The sequence below is a fragment of the Halorubrum sp. T3 genome (assembly GCF_000296615.1).
Taxonomy (GTDB): domain Archaea; phylum Halobacteriota; class Halobacteria; order Halobacteriales; family Haloferacaceae; genus Halorubrum; species Halorubrum ruber.
On the sequence record NZ_JH815329.1, the window covers coordinates 352,940 to 372,403 of the forward strand.

General features: G+C 71.1%; 19 protein-coding genes. 5 read left to right on the forward strand and 14 right to left on the reverse strand.

From position 1 onward, the window contains the following. Positions 1-259: 259 nt before the first annotated feature. The 5 genes from mfnA to B378_RS0103970 all read right to left on the reverse strand — a co-directional run bounded on the left by mfnA (position 260) and on the right by B378_RS0103970 (position 6,374). A complete protein-coding gene (gene mfnA / locus B378_RS0103950; protein ID WP_017342524.1) occupies positions 260-1,354 on the reverse strand; it encodes a tyrosine decarboxylase MfnA in 1,095 nt (364 codons plus the stop codon). Between the two features lie 77 nt (positions 1,355-1,431). After that, entirely contained in the window at positions 1,432-3,789 is a 2,358-nt protein-coding gene (gene ppsA, locus B378_RS0103955) for a phosphoenolpyruvate synthase (RefSeq protein ID WP_017342525.1), read from the reverse strand. A 335-nt stretch (positions 3,790-4,124) separates the two neighbouring features. Further along, positions 4,125-4,754, reverse strand: coding sequence for a hypothetical protein (locus B378_RS0103960; RefSeq protein WP_026046171.1), 630 nt, complete (start codon positions 4,752-4,754; stop codon positions 4,125-4,127). A gap of 136 nt (positions 4,755-4,890) precedes the next feature. Next, the gene (locus B378_RS0103965; RefSeq protein ID WP_017342527.1) at positions 4,891-5,610 is read right to left on the reverse strand and encodes a hypothetical protein; all 720 of its coding nucleotides are present in this window, start codon (positions 5,608-5,610) and stop codon (positions 4,891-4,893) included. Continuing rightward, positions 5,607-6,374 carry an AAA family ATPase gene (locus B378_RS0103970; protein ID WP_017342528.1) on the reverse strand — a complete coding sequence of 256 codons (768 nt, stop codon included), beginning with the start codon at positions 6,372-6,374 and terminating at the stop codon, positions 5,607-5,609. Before B378_RS0103970 ends, B378_RS0103965 begins: the two co-directional genes overlap by 4 nt. Positions 6,375-6,654: 280 nt before the next feature. On the opposite strand from B378_RS0103970, the gene B378_RS16700 reads away from it, so the two are divergent. Both B378_RS16700 and B378_RS0103975 read left to right on the forward strand, forming a co-directional pair. Continuing rightward, a complete protein-coding gene (locus B378_RS16700) occupies positions 6,655-6,942 on the forward strand; it encodes a hypothetical protein (protein WP_192812432.1) in 288 nt (95 codons plus the stop codon). A 22-nt stretch (positions 6,943-6,964) separates the two neighbouring features. Further along, positions 6,965-8,278 (forward strand): rhodanese-like domain-containing protein, encoded by a 1,314-nt coding sequence (locus B378_RS0103975; protein ID WP_017342529.1) that lies wholly within the window; start codon positions 6,965-6,967, stop codon positions 8,276-8,278. A gap of 20 nt (positions 8,279-8,298) precedes the next feature. Here B378_RS0103975 and B378_RS0103980 read toward each other — a convergent pair whose 3' ends face one another. The 5 genes from B378_RS0103980 to B378_RS0104000 form a co-directional block, all read right to left on the reverse strand. Then, positions 8,299-8,571, reverse strand: a complete 273-nt coding sequence (locus B378_RS0103980) for a hypothetical protein (RefSeq protein WP_017342530.1) — start codon at positions 8,569-8,571, stop codon at positions 8,299-8,301. 172 nt (positions 8,572-8,743) lie between these two features. Then, positions 8,744-9,607: an endonuclease V gene (locus tag B378_RS0103985; protein ID WP_017342531.1), complete on the reverse strand. Its 864-nt coding sequence runs from the start codon at positions 9,605-9,607 to the stop codon at positions 8,744-8,746. Beyond that, positions 9,607-10,596: a rhomboid family intramembrane serine protease gene (locus B378_RS0103990; RefSeq protein WP_017342532.1), complete on the reverse strand. Its 990-nt coding sequence runs from the start codon at positions 10,594-10,596 to the stop codon at positions 9,607-9,609. Before B378_RS0103990 ends, B378_RS0103985 begins: the two co-directional genes overlap by 1 nt. Positions 10,597-11,138: 542 nt before the next feature. Next, positions 11,139-11,846: a type I 3-dehydroquinate dehydratase gene (locus B378_RS0103995; protein WP_017342533.1), complete on the reverse strand. Its 708-nt coding sequence runs from the start codon at positions 11,844-11,846 to the stop codon at positions 11,139-11,141. An 86-nt stretch (positions 11,847-11,932) separates the two neighbouring features. After that, on the reverse strand, positions 11,933-12,907 hold the full coding sequence (locus B378_RS0104000; protein WP_004596489.1) for a transcription initiation factor IIB family protein: 975 nt from the start codon (positions 12,905-12,907) through the stop codon (positions 11,933-11,935). A 197-nt stretch (positions 12,908-13,104) separates the two neighbouring features. On the opposite strand from B378_RS0104000, the gene B378_RS0104005 reads away from it, so the two are divergent. The 3 genes from B378_RS0104005 (at position 13,105) to B378_RS0104015 (ending at position 14,928) form a co-directional block, all read left to right on the forward strand. Continuing rightward, positions 13,105-13,905: a cobalamin-binding protein gene (locus B378_RS0104005; RefSeq protein WP_017342534.1), complete on the forward strand. Its 801-nt coding sequence runs from the start codon at positions 13,105-13,107 to the stop codon at positions 13,903-13,905. Beyond that, positions 13,902-14,489 (forward strand): DUF84 family protein, encoded by a 588-nt coding sequence (locus B378_RS0104010; RefSeq protein WP_017342535.1) that lies wholly within the window; start codon positions 13,902-13,904, stop codon positions 14,487-14,489. Before B378_RS0104005 ends, B378_RS0104010 begins: the two co-directional genes overlap by 4 nt. 166 nt (positions 14,490-14,655) lie before the next feature. Next, positions 14,656-14,928, forward strand: a complete 273-nt coding sequence (locus B378_RS0104015; protein WP_017342536.1) for a hypothetical protein — start codon at positions 14,656-14,658, stop codon at positions 14,926-14,928. Positions 14,929-14,954: 26 nt separating this feature from the next. On the opposite strand, the gene B378_RS0104020 is transcribed toward B378_RS0104015, so the two are convergent. The 4 genes from B378_RS0104020 to B378_RS0104035 all read right to left on the reverse strand — a co-directional run bounded on the left by B378_RS0104020 (position 14,955) and on the right by B378_RS0104035 (position 19,401). Next, on the reverse strand, positions 14,955-15,563 hold the full coding sequence (locus B378_RS0104020) for a MarR family transcriptional regulator (RefSeq protein ID WP_017342537.1): 609 nt from the start codon (positions 15,561-15,563) through the stop codon (positions 14,955-14,957). An 89-nt stretch (positions 15,564-15,652) separates the two neighbouring features. Further along, positions 15,653-16,789 carry an SPFH domain-containing protein gene (locus B378_RS0104025; protein ID WP_004596483.1) on the reverse strand — a complete coding sequence of 379 codons (1,137 nt, stop codon included), beginning with the start codon at positions 16,787-16,789 and terminating at the stop codon, positions 15,653-15,655. A 118-nt stretch (positions 16,790-16,907) separates the two neighbouring features. Continuing rightward, on the reverse strand, positions 16,908-17,366 hold the full coding sequence (locus tag B378_RS0104030) for an SRPBCC family protein (RefSeq protein ID WP_017342538.1): 459 nt from the start codon (positions 17,364-17,366) through the stop codon (positions 16,908-16,910). A gap of 31 nt (positions 17,367-17,397) precedes the next feature. Next, positions 17,398-19,401 carry a bacterio-opsin activator domain-containing protein gene (locus B378_RS0104035; RefSeq protein ID WP_017342539.1) on the reverse strand — a complete coding sequence of 668 codons (2,004 nt, stop codon included), beginning with the start codon at positions 19,399-19,401 and terminating at the stop codon, positions 17,398-17,400. Positions 19,402-19,464: the final 63 nt, after the last annotated feature.

Below are 19,464 nucleotides of genomic sequence, written 5' to 3' on the forward strand. Positions count from 1 at the left end.
TCCGCTCACTCGCTGCGGTGCTTCCGTCGTCTGCGCCGCCCTCGCGGCTGCCCCTTCGAGTCCCACCCCGCACCGCGACAGCACCTCACGCCTCCCCAGCCTCGTCGGTGGTCCTCCGCTTTGCTCCGGACCACCGACTCCCTCGCGCGGGCTCCTCGCGGCCTCCGCTTCGCTCCGGCCGCTCGCAGGCACGCGCCACCGCCCAGCAGGTTGATTTATAAGGGTCACTCGCCACTGCGGTCGCGTATTTAAATATCCTCTACCCCCGGATCCGGTCGAGGTCGTCGAGGAACGCCCGCAGCGCCGCACGCGTCACGTGCGGCATACACACCACGCGGAGCTCTCCGGTTCCGGTCCGCGACACCTTCCAGCCGGCGTCGCGGAGCGCGCGGAACTCGGATTCGGGCACGTCGGCCGCGACGAGCGGGAGTTCAGGTTCGACGGCGTCGTACCCGCGGTCGGCGAGTTCGCCGGCGAGCCACTCGGCGTTCTCGGCCGCGCGCTCCGCGGCCTCGCGGTAGCCGTCGGGCCACAGCGCGTCCATCGCCGCGACCGCGCCGGCGACGCCCGCGCCGCTCCGGGTTCCGGTCAGCGTCGCCTGCGAGCGCGTCTCTAAGTACGGCGTGTCGACCGCGAGCGCGTCGAGCGCGGCGTCCTCGCGGGCCAACAGCCCCCCGGCCGGGACCGGCGCCTGGCCGAACTTGTGGGGGTCGATCGTCAGCGTGTCGACCGGCGCGTCGGCGAACGACCACGCGTGGTCAGTGAAGGGGAGGACGAACCCGCCCCACGCGGCGTCGACGTGGAACCCCGCTCCGACTTCGTCGGCGATCGATCCCAGTTCGGGGATCGGATCGACCCGGCCGTACTCCGTGCTGCCAGCGACGCCGACGACGAGCGCGGTCGCGTCGTCGACCGCGGCGGCGACGGCCTCGGGGTCGGCCCGATAGTCGTCGTCGAGGGGAACCGTCCGCAGCTCGACCCCGAGCAGCTCCGCGGCCTTGTGGAACGAGAAGTGCGCGCTCTCGGGCGCGACGACGTTGATGTCGCGCTCGCCCTTCTCGGCGTCACTCCCCTCGTGCCGGTTCCGCGCCGACCGCACCGCCTGAACGTTCGCCTCGGTGCCGCCGGAGGTGACGTACCCCGCGGCGTCGCTCGGGGTCGGGTGGGCCGCGAGCGTCGCGAGCCCCTCGACCGCCCGGGCTTCGAGGTCCGCGACCGCCTCGTACGTGGCGGGGTCGCCCGGGTTCGTCGCGAGAAACCGCTCGGCGGCCGCGCGGGCGTCCGGGTGCGGCTCGGTACACATCGAGGAGAGCACCCGATCGAACGACTGCGGCTCCGGTTCCGGCTGTCGCATCTGCCCCCCTGTTGCCGGGGGCGGCTCTTACTCGTTCCGCTCTGGGATTCGGCAGAGAAAAGCCGCTCCGGGCCGCCTCAGCGGACCGAGTCGAGCAGCAGGCGCTGTTCGGTCCGCTTCACCTCGTGTTGGACGTCGCGGACCGCGTCGATGTTCGCGGAGATGGAGGAGACTCCCTTCTCGACGAGGAACTCGACCATCTCCGGCTTCGAGCCGGCCTGCCCGCAGATGCTGGTGTCGACGCCGAGCTCGCGGCACGTCTCGATCGTGTCGCCGATCAGCCGCAGCACGGCCGGGTGGAGCTCGTCGAATCGGTCGGCGACGTGCTCGTTGTTACGGTCGACCGCGAGCGTGTACTGCGTGAGGTCGTTGGTGCCGAAGGAGGCGAAGTCGATCCCCGCCTCGGCGAGCTCCTCGATCTGGAGCGCGCTGGCGGGCGTCTCGATCATCACGCCCCAGCGGTGCGTCTCGGGGTCGATCCCAGCCTCGCGCATGTGGCCCGTGATTCCCTCGACGTCGGCCGCGTCGTTGACGAGCGGGAACATCACCTCGAGGTTGTCGTACCCCATGTCGTAGAGCCGCGCGAACGCGGCCAGCTCCTGCCGGAACGGCTCCGGCTTGTCGAGGCTCCGGCGGATCCCGCGCCAGCCGAGCATCGGGTTGTGCTCGGCGGGCTCGCCCTCGCCGCCCTCTAACTCGCGGAACTCGTCGGTCGGCGCGTCGATGGTCCGCACGCGGACCGGTCGGGGGTAGAACTCGTCGGCGACGCGCCGGACGCCCTCGATCAGCTCGTCCTGATACGCGCGGGCGCCGTGGTCGGCGATGTACTTCTCCGGGGTCTTGCCGAGCGACAGGACCATGTGTTCGATCCGGAGCAGGCCGACGCCGTCGGCGCCCGTCGCCGCGGCGCGCTCGGCCGCCTCCGGGATCGAGACGTTCACCTTCACCTCTGTCGCCGTCATCGGCTTCACGGGGGTCTCCGGGCGCGCGGCCTCCACCGGCTCGAACTCCTCGCCGGGCTCGGCCGACTCCGACTCGCCCGCGCGGATCGTTCCCTTGTCGCCGTCGAGGGTCACCTGCTGGCCGTCCTCGAGGACGCGGGTCCCGTTGCCGGTGCCGACGACCGCGGGGACGCCGAGCTCGCGGGAGATGATCGCCGCGTGGCTCGTCATCCCGCCCTCGTCGGTGACGATGCCGGCGGCGCGTTTCATCGCCGGTACCATGTCCGGCATCGTCATCTCCGTCACCATCACGTCGCCCTCCTGGACCTGATCGAGGTGGTCGAGCTTGTGGACGATCCGGACCGCCCCGGAGACGACCCCCGGACTGGCGCCGAGCCCGTCGACGAGGACGTCCGCGTCCGAGCCGGCGGATCCGCCATTGGCCGCGCCGGGTTGGCCGGACGCCGCGTCCCCGACGGTGGACTTTCTCGGCGTCTCGCCGCCGGTTTCGCCCGCATCCGCGTCCTCCTCGTCGCCGGTGTCCTCCTGAATCGTCGTGATGGGGCGCGACTGGAGCATGTATATCTCGCCGTCGTAGATCGCCCACTCGACGTCCTGCGGAGACCCGTAGTGGTCCTCGACCAGCTCGCCGAGCTCGACGAGATCCCCGATCTCGGCGTCCGAGAGCACCCGCTCGTGTCGGCGGGCCTCGTCGACGTCGAGCTGGACCGTCTCGCCGGTCTCCTCGTCTTTCACCATCTCCACCTTCTTGTCCGCGACGGTGACCTGGTCGACCTCGCCGCGCTCGCGGTCGTAGACGTAGTTGTCGGGGGAGACGGTGCCGGAGACGACTGCCTCGCCGAGCCCCCACGCGGCCTCGATCGTGACCTGCGGATCGCCCGTCGAGGGGTGGCTGGTGAACATCACGCCGGACTTGTCGGCGTCGACCATCCGCTGGACGACGACTGCGATGTCGACCTCGCTATGCGGAAACCCGCGCTGCTGTCGGTAGTAGATCGCGCGCTGGGTGAAAAGTGAGGCCCAGCACTCCTTCACGCGCCGGAGGAGGTCGTCCTCGCGGACGTTGAGGAACGTCTCCTGCTGGCCGGCAAAGGAGGAGTCGGGGAGGTCCTCGGCCGTGGCCGAGGAGCGCACCGCGACGAACGCCTCCTCGCCGTCCTCGGCCATCGCCCGATACTGTTCCAGGATCTCCTCGCGCACCTCCTCGGGGAACGGCGTGTCGAGGATGAGCTCCTCCGCGCGCGCCTCGGCCTCGCGGAGCGCGGCGGAGTCTTCCGGGTCGACGTCGACCGCGTCGAACAGCTCCTCGTCGATCCCGGCCTCCTCGATGAACGTGCGGTACGTGCCCGCGGTGACGGCGAACCCCGGCGGCACCGGGAGCCCCGCACCGATGAGTTCGCCGAGCGACGCGGCCTTTCCGCCGACGGTCCCGACGTCGTCGGCGTCGACGTCCTCCAGCAAGAGTACTGCCATTCGTGTACCCGGAGGATCCGCGAGCCGACGTATGAAACTTCCGGCAGCCGTAGCGCTGAATAAAATATTACTCGCCGCCGAGTTGTGTTCCTCCGTGGCAGACGGAAGTTGAACGGGGTGAAAGGTACCGGGTCGGGAACCCTGCGACCGCGAGCGAAAACGAGGGCCGAAGGTCGGGGACAGCGAACCGAAACGTGGTTCGTACAACACAGTAATGGAGGGAACCGTCTATACTTATCTGCCGTTTCGCGATTAGGGTCCGTAACTTGTTACGGAAGCTGTAACAGTTCAACGCCGTCGGCTCGAACCGCGAGTCGGTCGACCGCCGTCCCCGATCAGTCGCCGCCGAGCCGCCGCCGCTCGTCTCGGAGCAGTCGCTCCCAGAGCCCGAACAGGGCGCTGTCGAGGCCGTACGCCTCGTCGACCCGGCGAACCCAGCGGTCGTCGGCGAACAGGTGCCGCTGGAACCGCCGGACGTCGGGCGAGAGGCGGTCGCGCTCCCCGCCGTAGTAGGACAGCGACTCCTCGCGGGTCCGCGCGACGAGGTCGTCGGGCACCTCGATCCCGTCGGCGGCGGCGACGTGGTCGAACCACTCTAAGTGGAGCAGCGAGTCCGCGAGGAGGAACCGCTCGCGGAAGCCGGAGACCCGCGACAGCGCCGGGGCGCCGTCGATCCGGACGTCGGTCGGGCGCGAGAACCGCGGCGCGGTCGCGGTCACGGACGCGCGCTCGGCGACCGCGCCGGCGACCCGTCGCAGCCGCCAGTCGCCGTATCTGACCGGCGCGATCAGCGCGAGCTCGTACCACGTCGGCAGCCACTCGCAGTACGGCTCCGAGAACGCGCCGTCCGCGAGCAGCGTCGCCGCGACCGAGCGCGCCTCAGCGGGCGTCAGCTCGTCGGGGGACGTTCGGAGCCGGCGGACGGTCCGCTCGTCGTCGAGCGCGTCGACGCCGGAAAAGCCCATCCCCTCGGCCACCTCGACCGTGTACGCGCGGCCGGCGGCGTACCAGGCCGCGAAGTCGGCGGGCGTCGTCAGCCGCAGCAGACGGAGGACCGTGATACCGATTGGAGGGGCCGCGTCGAGATAATCGTTCGGTCGGTCAGCCGTCGACGGAGCCCCCGGCGTCGCGCTCGATCACGCCCCCGGCGTCGCTCTCTTCCATCCCACCCGGATCGTCGAGCCCGTCGCTTTCCGCCATTTCCTCCGGATCGTCGAGGGCGTCGTCGAGCCCCCACTCGGCGGCGCGGTCGCGCGCCTCGGACCGCGCCTGCTCGCGGATCGCGTCGATCCGCTCCTCGTCCGCGAGGAAGGCAGCGACGGCGTCGTCCTCGTCGTCGGCCGCCTGAAGCCGCTCGTCGGGCGCCGCGTCGCGGGTCCGCTCGGCGAGGGCGGCGTCGTCGGCCAGCTCGGTCGCGGCCGCGTCGGGCGCGACCCGCAGCGCCTCCTCCTCGTGGGCCGCGGCCAGCCCGGTCGCGTCGACGGCGTACAGCTCGACGCGGTAGGGACCGGGTACCGCCAGCTCCGCGAGCGCGTCCGGACCGCCGCTGTCCGTCACGGTGTTGTACGCCAGCACGGGCACGCCGTCGTCGAAGGTGATCACGCCGCGGGCCTCGCCGGACAGCAGCAGCGTCTCTTGGGGAACGAGGGTCGCGTAGCCGGTGAGCTCGCGGTCGAGCGCGCGCGAGAGCGTCGTCCCCACGTCGGAGACCACGCGCGAGCGCAGGAGCGTCCCCCGCGGGATGGTGAGCGTGGCCGACTCCGAGCCGTCGCCGTCCGAGCGGTCGTCGTCCGAGCCGTCGCCGTCTTGGCTCCCGCTCATGGCGTGTCGGGGACGACCGCGCTGCGGAACCGGTCCGCCACCGCGTCGCCGTCGCCGTCGCGCACGTCGAGCCGATCGGCGGCCCGCCGGTAGCGCGCGGCGGCCTCGCTCTCCGGCGCGTGCGCGAGGAGGGGTTTCCCCGCTCGGCGCGCCGCCCGGACGTCGTCGCTCTCGGGGACGTTCGCGAGGACGGGGCCGCCGAAGTGGCGCTCCGCCTGCGCGGCGACGTCGTCGGCCTCGTCCCGGACCTTGTTGAACAGGACGCCGGCGGTCTCCGTGCCGTACGACCGCGCGTACTCCTGGACCTTCAGGCCGTCCGAGAGCGCCGGGATGGTCGGCTCGACGACGACCACGACGCGGTCGGCCAGCACGACCGGCAGCACGGCGGACTTCGACCCCAGCGCGGCCGGCGAGTCGAGCAGGAGCACGTCGGTGTCGCGCGCGAGCTCGGCCACCACGTCGCGGAGGCGCTCCGGTTCCGCGGCCTCGAAGCCGGCCAGCGAGGTGCCGCAGGGGACGACGGAGAGCCCGAACCGCTCGTAGGTCGCCTCGCTCACGTCCGTCGCGGTCCCCTCGACGAGCAGGTCGTGGAGAGTGACCGCCGCGTCGTCGAGCCCGGCGTGAAAGAGGAGGTTCGCCATGCCGGTGTCGGCGTCCACGACCGTCACGTCGTGGTCCGCCGCGAGCGCCATCCCGAGCGCGAGCGTGCTCGTCGTCTTCCCCGTGCCGCCCTTCCCGCTGGCGACCGCGAACGCCTCGACCATACGCCCGCTCGCCGGGCGCTCCGAATAAAAGCTACCCATCGCGGTCGCGGCGGAACCGTCCCGCACTGTCCCGCGGTGGCGCGTGCCGGCGAGCGGCCGCCCTCGGCGGCCGCGAGTCGCACGCGCGAGGGACGCGGTGAGTGAGGGGCGACCGCAGGGAGCTCCGAACGAACCGCGAGGCTGGGGAGGTGTGAGGCTGTGGTTGCTGTGCTGGGCGGGACTCAAAGGGGCAGCCGCGAGGACGAAGACGGGCGACGCAAGGACCGCAGGAGCGAACGTAGTGAGCGACGAGGACCGCGGCGAGCCCATCGAGTCCTCGCGGCTGGGGCTTTGGAGGTGTTCGCGGTCGATCCGTAGTCGATTATTTATAAGCGAGCAGCTGAGGCTTTGGAGGTGTTCGCGGTCGATCCGCAGTCGACTATTTATAAGCGAGCAGCTGGGGGAATCGGAGGCATTCGCCGCAGCGCCGTTGTTTATTTATAAACAAACCGCCGGCGAGTCCCAGCACGCAGCGTTGATCTCGCCGCTGCCGATTCCCTCGTACTTCCCGCCCACCGAGCCCTTTTGATCGCGCGGACCGAGACACGAGTATGGTCGAAACGATATCCGCCGACGAGTTCCGCGACAGGATCGACGCGCGTCGGCGCGGCGAGCGCACGTTCGCCGTGGTCGACACGCGCCCCGAAGAGAGCTTCGCGGGGTGGCGCGTGGCCGACGCCGTCCACTACTTCTACAAGCCGTTCCACGAGTTCGACGTCGACGACTTCGAGCGCGAGACGGGCCTCTCGCCCGACGACAGCGTGGTCACGCTGTGCGCCAAGGGGAAGGCCTCGAACGACTTCGCCGCCGAACTCGACACTGCGGGGTACGACGACGTGGTCGTCGTCGCCGACGGCATGCGCGGCTGGTCCGCCGTCTACGACCGCACCGCCGTCCCGCTCGGCGACCGACCCGACGCCGCCCCGCCGCTCGACGTCGTCCAGGTCCAGCGCCGCGCGAAGGGGTGTCTGGGGTACCTCGCCGTCGGCGGGCGCGAGCGGGGACCCGCGGACCACGTTCCGGCCGCTTCGGACTCCGACGGCGCCGACCGCGTCGCCGTCGCTATCGACGTCTCTCGACACGGCGACGAGTGGATCGAGGCCGCCGCCGAACGCGACGCGTCGATCGCGGCGGTCCTCGACACGCACGTCCACGCCGACCACCTCTCGGGCGGCCGGGCGCTGGCGGACGAACTCGGCGTCCCGTACTACCTGGCCGCCGCGGCGGCCGACCGCGACGTGGCCGCCGAGTTCGAGCCGATCGAACGCAACGAGACGCTCGACGTCGGCGGGGTCGACCTGAAGGCGCTCGCGACGCCGGGCCACACCGACGACGGCGCGAGCTACTTGGTCGGCGACGCCGCGGTGCTCACCGGCGACACGCTGTTCATCGACAGCGTCGGCCGGACGGAACTCCAGTTCTCGGCGGGCGACGCCGACGACACCGCCGACGCGGACGTGAACGCCGACGCCGACGACGAACCCGGGGCGGCGGCCGCCGCTCGCCGGCTCTACGACTCGCTCCACGGCACGCTACTCGCCGAACCCGACGGCGTCGCCGTCTGTCCCGGCCACTTCGCGGTCGCGAACGACGGGACGACCGGGGACGTGGTTCCGGGCGAGCCCGTGTTCACGACCGTCGGCGACGCGCGCCGCGGGATCGGGATCCTCGGACTCGACCGGGAGGCGTTCGTCGAGCGAATCACGCGGACCCTCCCGGAGAAGCCGCCGAACTACGAGTCGGTGATCGCGGCCAACCGGGGCGTCGAGGCGCCGCCCGACGAGACCGCGGCGATCGAACTCGAACTCGGGCCGAACCGCTGTGCGGCCGACTCCGGGTCCGGCTCGACGGCCGACGACGACTGAGCCCGCGGCGGCGACCGCGCTCAGTCGTCGTGGATGAAGACGAGCCGCTTCGAGTCCGTGTTGACTAAACAGAGGTCGATCCCGTCGCGGGTCGCTCCGATCTGCTGCCAGCCGTGGTCGCTGACGAACAGCGTCTGGAAAACGCCGCGGTCGCAGTCGGGGTTCGGACAGCCGACGCCGGCCGCGTTCTTGTACACCGTCGTACCGCCGCCGGAGCTCTGGCGCACTAAGCCGTCCGTTAGCGACCGGAACTCCTCGGCGGACATCGGACTCTCCGTGTCGTCGTCTCCCATGTGATCGCCTTCACCGTCGATCGTCTAAAAACCGCATGACTGTGGCAACTGATGGCACGTCCGTGCCGGCACGCCGCTACCACCCCGCGCGACCGCTCGGCGTCATCGCCAGCCCTCAGTCGCCGGTCTTCGTTCCTCACCGGGTCGCGTTCCGTCACCGGACCGCATTCCGTCACCGGTCCGCGTTCCGCTTCACCGCGTCGGCGTGGGCGTCCGCGAACCGCGTGGGCTCCGGGAGCTTGTAGCCCGCACACAGCGCGTCGACGAGGTCGACCGCGGTCGCGGCAGAGACGCGGTGCCCGGGGCTCACGTACAGCGGGTTCACCCGCCCGCTGTTCGGGTACTGCCGCGACTGGAACGCGTGGCCGATCACGGTGCCCGGCTCGGCGGTCGTCACCGCGTCGTCGGCGCGGATCGGCGTTCGCCAGCCGGCGGGACGCCCGTCGGTCGGCTCGTCGGGTTCGCCACAGAGGAGGCTCTTCGCGACGCCGACGCTCGGCGCGTCACAGAGGACGCCGACGTGCGTCGCGAGTCCGGCCTCCCGGAAGTGGATCCGCCCGGAGCCGTCACAGACCAGCAGATCGGGGGCGACGTCGAGCGCGTCGAGCGCGGCCAGTATCGGCCCGCCCTCGCGGAAGGCGAGGAGTCCGGGAACGTAGGGGATCGAGAGCGGGGTCGTCGCGCTCGCGAACTCGATCACGTCGCCGTCGCGGAACGCGACCGCGGCCGAAACGGCGGCGTCGGGCGCGCCCTCCCGGTCGACGAGGAACGCCTGGTCGAGTCCGACGACGACCGGCGCGTCCGGGTCGTGTCCGTCCGCCGAACCGGCTCCCGCGTCGAGTCGCGCTTGGGCCCCGTCGCGCGCCGGCGGGAGGCCGTCAGCGAGCGAGGCCGCCTCCTCGACCGCGACCGTGGACGGGTCGAGCCCGTGGTCGTCGTCTAACGTCGCGGCCGCCGCGATGTCGCGCTGGAGGGATTCCATCTCGTCGCGCGACAGCGACGGATCCGGGCGGAGGTCGGGCCGCGCGAGGTCCATCAGCGCCGCCCGCCCGGACCGCCGGGGCCGCCGGGGCCGCCCGGTCCGCGCGGGCCGCGCGCGCCGCCCATCGAGACGCCGCCCATGCCGCCCGCGGAGCGCGCGAGGCCCTCGTTGCGCTTGCCGAACGCGAGGCCGATCGCGAACCCGATCAGGTGCGCGAGGTGCGCGATGTTGCCCGCGCTGCCCGCCCCGCCGGCCTGGACGCTCTGGACGACGAGGACCGCAGAGACGATCGCGATCCCCCACGTGAGGTACTTGATCTTCATCGGGATGACGAAGAACAGCAGCACCTGCATGTTCGGCCGCCAGACGGTGAGGACGCCGAGGATCGCGAAGCCGGCGCCGCTGGCGCCGAGGACGCCGGTCGACGTGGCGCCCATGCCGAGCGCGAACAGGATGTGGCCGAGCCCCGCGATCATCCCCGACAGGAAGAAGAACGCGGCGAAGCGCTTCGACCCCACGGCGCGCTCGACGAGCGGGCCGAAGAAGAACAGCACGACGCTGTTACCGATGATGTGGTAGAGGCTGGCCGGCGAGTGAGAGAGCACGGACGTCACCCACGTCCAGACTCGACCGAGTTCGTCCGCCCGGAGCACGAACAGCTGGTCGTGGAGCGCCGGGCTCACGCCCCAGAACACGACCAGCTGCGCGAGGAACGTGACCCAGATTGCGAGGAGGATCGCGTACGTCGCGTTCCCTCGGAAGTAACTGATCAGGCCGCCCGTGCTGGTCTCGCGGTCGACCCGCTGTTTGACGCGGTCGACGACGCCCGCGGACGCGTCGCCGCCCGTTCGGGCGTCGCCCGCGCCGCCCTCAACGCTCTCGTCGAAGCCGCTGTCGAAGACGCCCCCGGGGTCGTCCCACTCGGCGAGGCCCGGACAGTCGTGGTTCTCGGGCAGTCGGTGTTCGGCGCAGAACGTCTGGCCGCACCGCTTACACTGGTACGGGAGGTTCTCGTACTCCCCACACACGTCGCACGTCGCCATTGGCGTGTGTTACGGGGGCGGTCGTAAAGCGGTTTGGCTCTATACGTGGTTTCTTCTGCGACGGATGGCGGCCTTGATGATGATTTATAAGCAGTACTTGACTGCGGATCGATAGCGAACACCGCCAAAGCCCCACCCGCTCGTTTATAAATAGTTGACTGCGGATCGACGACGGACACCTCCAAAGTCCCAGCCGCTCGTTTATAAATAGGTACTGGCGGATCTGCGGCGAAGACTTCCAAAGCCCCAGTCGCGAGACCGCAGTACGCTCGTTGCGCTCCTCGCTCGCTCCGCTCGCTGTGGTGCTTACGTCGCCTACTGCGGTCTCGCGACTGCCCCTTTGAGTCCCACCCCGCACCGCACGGCACCGCACCTCACGCCTCCCCAGCCTCGTCGGTCGCCGTCGCTTTGCTCGGCGACCGACTCCCTCGCGCGTGCGACTCGCGGCCTCCGCTTCGCTCCGGCCGCTCGCAGGCACGCGCCACCGCACCGTATTCACTTATAAATAGTCGCAGCAGTCGCGGCCAATCACTTATAAATAATCACTCGTCAGCTCCACCCTCTCTCAGCCCGTCGACCAGCTCTCTGAGCGTCGCGAGCGGGTACTGGCCCGGCGCGGTCGCGTTCGCGGGGTCGACCGGCGCGTAGCCGATCTTCGAGCCGTAGACCGGGGTGACGGCGCGGGTGTGGCGGCCCGGCTCGCCCATACACATCGTCGCGACGCGGTGGCCGGCGGCGGTCGCCTCGTGGGTCGCCTCGATCATCGCGAGCGCGTCCGCCGGCGCGGTCGCGGTCGTCGCCAGCTTCCCCACGTCGCCCTCGCTCGCGGCGTCGGCGAGCAGGTCGACGAGCGCGGCGGGCTCGGGCGTCGACTCGAAGTCGTGGACGGACGCGACCACGTCGACCCCCGCCTCTCGTGCCGCGTCGCGGAGCGCGGTCGCGTGCGACGCCTCGGCCGGGTCCGGGCGCGTCCCGCGCAGCGCGGCGAGTTCGACGTCGACGGCGGCGACCGCGTCGGTACCGATCGCGTCCGAGAGCGCGTCGTAGCGGCCGAGCCCCTCGGCCTCGCCCCCCTCCCACGACGCCCGGTTCGTGACGAGCAGCGGGAGCTCGCCGTCGTAGCCCGCCAGCTGGTCGAGCGGGTCGCTCGCGAGATCCATCCGGAACTCCACGGCGTCGGCGTCCTCGCGGGCGCGCGGCTCCCCCGTGAGGTCGGCCGTGCTCGCGGTCAGGACGAACTCCTCGAACATACGCGAGGCTTCCGTGGGCGGGGACTTAGCTGATCGGGTCAAGACGGTCCGCGAGGTCGAGACGGGTTCGGGAGAAGTTCGCCGGCTCAGGCGACGAGGCCGTCCTCGGCCTCTAACAGCTCGTGGTACCGGTTCCGGATGGTGACCTCGGAGATGTCGGCGACCTCCGAGACCGCGGCCTGCGTCGTCTTCTCGTTGGTGAGCAGCGCGGCGGCGTAGACGGCGGCCGCGGCGAGGCCCACCGGCGACTTGCCCGAGTGGACGCCCTTCTCCTTGGCGTTGCGGAGGAGGCTCTTCGCGCGCATCTCCGACTCCTCGCTCAGTTCGAGGTCGGAGGCGAACCGGGGAACGTACTGCTCGGGGTCGGCCGGCTTCACTTCGAGCTTCAGCTCGCGGACGACGTAGCGGTACGTCCGGGCGATCTCGGCCTTCTCGACGCGCGAGACGTCGGCAATCTCGTCGAGGCTGCGCGGGACGCCGGCCATCCGGGCGGCGGCGTACACGCAGGAGGTGGAGACGCCCTCGATCGAGCGGCCGGGGAGCAGGTCCTCGTCGAGCGCGCGGCGGTAGATGACGGAGGCCGTCTCGCGGACGTTGTCCGGGAGGCCCTGCGCCGAGGCCATGCGGTCGATCTCGCCGAGCGCCTGCTTCAGGTTGCGCTCCTTCGAGTCGCGGGTGCGGAACCGCTCGTTCCACTTGCGGAGCCGCTGCATCTTCTGGCGCTGGCGCGCGCCGAGCGACCGGCCGTACGCGTCCTTGTCGCGCCAGTCGATGTTCGTCGAGAGCCCCTTGTCGTGCATCGTGTTCGTGGTCGGGGCGCCGACCCGGCTCTTCTCGTCCTTCTCGCGGGAGTCGAACGCGCGCCACTCCGGCCCGCGGTCGACCGAGTCCGCCTCGACGACGAGCCCGCAGTCGCTACAGACCGTCTCGCCGTGCTCCTCGTCGTTGATGACGTGCCCGCCGCACTCCGGGCAGCTGAGCGTCTCGTCGGTGCTCTCCGATTCCTCCTCGTTCGTCTCCGTTCGGGAGCGACTCCCCCGTGTGTGTAGTCGTTCACTCATAGCTCGGTTGCCCCCGGAAACTGAAACTGCCCGGGAGCGATCTTACCTTACCGTCGGCGGAACACAACTTAAAACGACCGGAACGTGTCGCTCGAATCCCGACGAAAGGACACGATCTATCACGTGTTTTCGCCGATCTCCAGATCGGCGGCGACGCGACCGAAACCGTTGACACGGTCGCGGCCGGACCGGTTCCCATGTCCGCGCCCCGCGCCGTCTCGCTCGCGCCGAGCGCGACCGCGACGGTCGCCGCGCTCGGCGCAGCCGACCGCCTCGTCGGCGTCACCGCCCACTGCGACCTCGCCGACGACCCCGACGCCGGGCCCGCGAACGGCGAGGAGCCCCCGACCGCCGTCGGCGGCTGGCTGAACCCCGACCTCGACCGCGTCGCCGATCTCGATCCCGACGTCGTCCTCACGAGCGACGGGCTCCAGGCGGACCTCGCGGACGACTGCCGGGAGCGCGGCCTCGACGTCGCGCACCGAGAGCCGTCGACGCTGGACGAGGCCGTCGAGGGGTTCGCGGCCCGCGGCGCCGACGTCGGCCGCCCGGACGCGGGCGAGCGGCTCGCGGCCGACGCGCGCGACCGGCTCGACCGGATCGCCGACGCCGTCGCCGACCGCCCGCGCCCGACCGTCTACTGCGAGGAGTGGTCCGACCCGCCGATGGCGGCCGGCAACTGGGTCCCCGACGCCGTCCGCGCGGCGGGCGGGCGCTACCCGTTCGTCGACCCCGGCGAGCGCTCCCGCGAGGTCGACCCCGCCGCGGTCGAGCGCGCCGATCCCGACCGCGTCGTCGTCCACGTCTGCGGACACGGCGACCGGGTCGACCCCGCGACGGTCGCCGAGCGCGACTGGGCCGTCGACGCCCCCGTGACCGTGATCGACGACTCCCTCCTCAATCAGCCGAGCCCCGCGCTCCTCGACGGGGTCGAGCGGCTGGCGCGCCTGCTCCATCCCGACGCGTTTTCAGTCGCCGACGCCGACGACCGGACATGACGACCCTGCGAGTCGGCGTCGGCAGCGGCAACCCGGTGAAGCGGCGCGCGGTCGAACTGGCCCTCGGAGCGGCGGCGGACGACGACCTCCCGAGCGACCCGACCGGCGTCGCGATCGAGTCGGTCCCCGTCGACTCCGGCGTGAGCGAGCAGCCGACGGGCCACGCGGAGACGATCGCGGGCGCGGAGAACCGGGCCGCGGCCGTCCTCGACGCGGGCCCGAGAGGCGGCGCCGGCGCGCCGGACGACGGGGCGACGTACGACCTCGGCGTCGGCGTCGAGGGCGGCGTCGCGGGGTTCGACGGGAGCGACGACCGCTACCTGATCATGTGGGCGGCCGTAACGGACGGCGACCGCGTCGGCCGCGCCGCCGGCCCGAGCCTCGCGCTCCCGGCCGACGTCGCCGCCCGGATCGACGACGGGGAGGAACTGGGACCGGTGATGGACGACCTCCTCGACACCGACGGCGTCGCGACGCGCGGCGGCGCGGCCGGCGCGCTCACGAACGGCCGCGTCGACCGCGCCGAGGCGCTCGCCGCCGGGGTGAGCGGCGCGCTCGGCCCGTTCGTCTCCGGGCTGTACTGACCTCGGCGCGCCCTCGCCGCCGGGCCGCCGATCCGGTTCGAAGGCCGTACCCAAACGCGGCGACTGGCCGTCTCTCTCGCCCCTCCTGCCGCACAAAACCGCACGACTGCGGCGTGTTAACCGGACTTACCAACTCCCTTATGCTGGTCACCGACCTAGTGTGGGTATGAGCACGGTCCAATCGGACACGGTCGCAGAACAGGACGCGGTCGCGGCCGACTCGGCCGGCCTCTCCGCGAAACAGGCGCGAATCCTCCGCTACCTCCGCGAGAACGCGGCCGACCGCACCTACTTCAAGTCGCGGCTGATCGCCGACGACCTCGGCCTCTCGGCGAAGGAGGTCGGCGCGAACATGAGCGCCGTCGCCGACGCGGCCACCGATGTCGACGTCGAGAAGTGGGGCTACTCGTCGGGGACGACGTGGATGGTCACGGCCTGACGGTCGCCGTCGCGCTCTGAGTCGAGTCAGGGATCGTACGCGACCAGCGACGCCGCGTCGTCGGCGAACGCGACGGCCTCGGCGTCGAAGGAGTCGGCGTAGCGGACGACGAGCGTGAGCAGCCGCTCCGGCTCGGTCAGCGCGTAGCCGTCGGTCCGGTCGAGGAGGCCGGCGGCTTCGAGGTCGGCGGCCGCGGCGCTTATCGTCGGCCGGGAGACGCCGAGCGCGTTCGCGAGGTCGGCGCCGGTCGCGTCGGGGTCACGCAGCAGCGCGAGGACCATCCCGCGCGGCGTCTCCCGACGGAGGTAGCCGAGCGCCCGCTTGTCGGTCGCGTCGAACCGGCCGGCGGGGAAGAAGCGCCGATAGTCGGCGTCCTTCACCGACTCGATCGCGCCCGCCTCCTCCAGCTTCCGGAGGTGGTACTGCGCCTCGCCGGTCCCGAGGCGGAGGTCGTCGCGGAGCTTCGAGAAGTGCGCGCCGGGGGTCGTCGGCACGTAGCCGCGGATCGCCTCCCGCGTCTCGTTCTCGTCGGTCCCGTCGTCGGCGCTCGCGGTCCCGACGAACGGCGCGGCGGCTCCGACCGCTGCGAACCGCCGGAGCGTCTCCCGCTTTCGGCCGTCGAACCCCTCTGTCACGGCCGTATTAGTCGGCGCCTCGACAAAAGCACTTCGCTCGCGGCCGAATCGCGTCGGAGAATGCGGCTACGGCCGCGCTTCGCGCCGAGCTACTCCTCCTTCTCGACTTCCGCGGGCGCCTCCTCGTCGTCCATCTCCTGGATGACCTCGTCGGCGGACCTGATGCTCGCGCCGGCGTCGCCCGCCTTCACCGCCTCGGCCTCCTTCTCGAGCTCCTCGACGTTCATCTCCGCGGACTCCTCGATCTGGCCGAGGATCTCGTCGATGTCGTCGAGCCCGAGCATCTTCCGGGTGTCGTCGTCGAACTCCTTCCCGTCGAGCCCCTCCATCTCCTGGACGTCGGAGCCGGAGAGCGCCTTGCCGTAGCGGCCGACCAGACTCGTGAGCTCCTGCGGGAGGACGAACGTCGTGGACTCGCCTTTGCCGATCTCTTCGAGGGTCTCCATGCCGCGCTCGATGATGGCGCGCTCGCCCATCGACTCCGCGGAGCGCGCGCGGAGGACCGTCGAAATCGCGTCCCCCTGCGCCTCGAGGATCTGCGACTGCTTTTCCCCCTGCGCGCGGATGATGTTTGACTGCTTGTCACCCTCCGCCTGCTCGACGGCGGAGCGGCGTTCCCCCTGCGCTTCGAGGATCATCGCGCGGCGGCGGCGCTCGGCGGAGGTCTGCTGCTCCATCGCCTGCTGGACGTCCTTCGAGGGGTTGACCTCGCGGACCTCCACGCTCTCGACGCGGATCCCCCACTCGTCGGTGGGCTCGTCGAGCTCTTTGCGGATCTTCGCGTTGATCTCCTGGCGCTTGTTCAGCGTGTCGTCGAGCTCCATGTCACCGAGGACGGCGCGGAGGGTCGTCTGCGCGAGGTTGGAGACGGCCTTCTTGTAGTCGTCGACCTCGAGGAACGCCTTCTTGGCGTCCATCACCTTGATGTAGACGACCGCGTCGGCGGTCACCGGGGAGTTGTCCCGCGTGATCGCCTCTTGCCGGGGGACGTCCAGCGTCTGGGTCCGCATGTCGAACGGGTACGTGCGGGAGACGAACGGCGGGATGAGGTTGATACCCGGTTCGAGCAGCTTGCGGTACTCGCCGAAGACGGTGAGCGTCTTCTTCTCGTAGGCGTCGACGATCTCGAACGACTGCCAGAGCGTGACGACCACGAGCAGGAGTGCGAGCAGGCCGACGCTCACGAGCCCGAGACCGAGCCCGGCTTGGAGGGTGATCGGATCCATGCCCCTCGTTTAGACCATCAAACGCTTAATAGTTCGCCCGCCGCCCCCGAATCGCCCCGCCGTCTCCCGGTCGGTTCGCCGCGCTGGCGACCCCTGCTGACCGATCTGTCGAACATCCTCACCCGTCCGCGTCGAACCGCTCCGCGACGTTCTCCAGCGCCGCCCGGAGCTGCCGCTCGTTGAACCGACGGATCACGGGCGCGCCAACCGTCGTGAGCGCGTTCTCCGGCAGGTCGTACGTCGCGGCGTACGTCAGCTCTGTCCCGCCGTCGACGGGGGCGAGCCGGAGGTCGATGGTGCCGGTGAGCCGGCCGCGGAGCTCGAAGGCGTGGCGCTCGGGCGGCTCGTGGACGGTCTGGACGATCTCGCCGTCGATACCGATCCCGGCCATCCGGTAGGTGTACGAAAGTCGCTTCCCGCCGTTCGCCAGGGGCTCGACGTCTCGAACGTCCGTAATCCCGGGCGTGATCGCCGCGTGGTTCGCGGGGTCGTCGAGGAACGCGAACACGGCCTCCGGATCGGCCGCGACGACGACCGAGTCGCTCGCGGCGAAGGGGTCCGATCGCTCGTCGCTCATGGTCCACCGCGCTCGGCGGTCGACTCCCCGCTCATTCGCTCGATCGGGGGTCGACGTACGCCTCGACCAGCTTCCGCTCGGCCGCGCGGAGGTGCTGGTGGAACGTCTGCCGGGTGATCCCCATCTGCTCGGCGATCTCCGAGCCGTCGACCGGTCGCGGCCACTCGAAGTAGCCGTTCAGCTCGGCGGTCTTCAGGGCGGCGCGCTGGCGCTCGGTGAGCCGCTCGTCGACCGCGGCCGCGAACTCCGCGACGGTGCGGTCGCGGCTCTCGCGCTCGACGCGCGACCGGAGCTCGACGCCCTCGTACTCGCCGCGGAACACGTCGAGGATCGACCGGACGTCGTGCTCGGGCGGCGCCTCGATCGTCAGGGTCGCTCCCTCCGGCGTGGCGGTCGCCTCGGCGACGACGCTGCCGTGGTCGGCCAGCTGCGTGAGCGGCGGTGACTCGGTGACGGTGACGCCGAAGCTGACGCCGTCGTTCGTCTCCGAGACCGTCCGCATCGACTCGACCAGCGGGAGGGCGGCGAGCTCGTCGAGGTCCGGATCCTCGCCGTCGGCGCGGAAGTACAGCTCGCAGGCGTCGTCGTCGAGCCGCGTCGTCCCGAGGTGTTCCACCTCCCCGCCGACCGCGTCGGCGATCCGCGCGAGCGGTCCCGTCGAGTCTCGGATCTCGACCACGAGCTCCACGACGCGGTCGGTCGTGAGCATCTCCGCCGTCTCGATGGAGTGGAGTCCGTTCGCGATCATCTTCCCGACGGACTCGCACACCCGTCGCTCCCGGCGGTCGAGGACGTCAGCCCCGCTGCCGTAGATCGCCAACAGGCCGTACCGTCGCTCCCCGTACGTGAGCGGGACGACGAGGAGCCGCCGCCCGCCGACGGCCGCCGGTTCGAGCGGTCCGTCGGCCGCACCCTCTATCGAGCCGCTGCGGAGCTCCTCGGTCTCGATCGCCTCCCGGACCTCGGTCGGCGTCTCGTCGATGTCGAACGACGCGCCGACGTCGACCGACACGCCGCTCGCGGCGCGGATCTCGAGGCGACCGGTCGCCGACGACACCTCGCCGATCCAACCGCCGGCGTACCCCGGCTCGCCGGCGACGACCTCGCAGACGCGCTCGGGGATGGCGTTCGGGTCCCGATTCTCGACGAGGATGCGACTGATGTCGCTGAAGAGCCCGTTCACCCGACCGAGGACCCTGTCGAGCGAGCGCCGCTCGGTCGCGAGCTTCTCGGCGCGCTCCTCGGCGAGCCGCTCCGCCTCCTTTCGGTCGCTGATGTCGTTCTGGAAGCCGACGTAGTGGGCCAGGTCGCCGTCCTCGTCGTATATCGGCGCGACCGTCAGCTCGTTCCAGAAGGGAGTACCGTCGCGCCGGTAGTTCCGTATCTCGACGGTCGCCTCCTCCTCGTTCGCGATCGCGTCCCCGATCTTCTCGACGGTCTCCGGGTCCGTCCCCGGTCCCTGGAGGAACCGCGGGTTGCGGCCGAGCGCCTCCTCGACCGGGTAGCCGGTGTGTTCCTCCCAGGCGTCGTTGACGTACACGAGGGGGTAGTCCGGGAGGTCCGGGTCGCTGATGCTGATCCCGATCGGCGCGTCCTCGACGGCGCGCGTCACCTCCGACGCGGACGGCTCGTGGTCGGAGACGTCCCGTCGCGGCTCAGAGGCCGGGACTCCCGAACAGACCGTCGAGACGTCGGAGACGAGCTTATCGATCGACGCCGACCCGTTCTTCTGGAGGAACCTGTCGACGCCGTTCTCGAAGGCGGCCTCCGGCACGCCCTCCTCGTCCGTCTCCGTGAACATCACGACGGGCACGCCGGCGTCGGACTCCTCGATCGCGGTCGCGAGGTCGACCCCGTCGTCGCCGGCCAGCGCGTACTCGCTGACGACGCAGTCGTACTCCCCGGTCGTCGCCTTCGCGACCGCGGACGCCGCGGTGTCCGTGCGGGTCACGTCGAACCCCGCGGCCCCGAGCGCCGTCTCGATCCGATCGCTCCCCTCCTCCGGGTGGACGAGGAGCGCTCGAGCGTTCGCCATGGGCGTCCGTTCGCACCCAGACGGGTTAACGGTTGCCTACGTTCCGAGACTCCGAAACGTCGG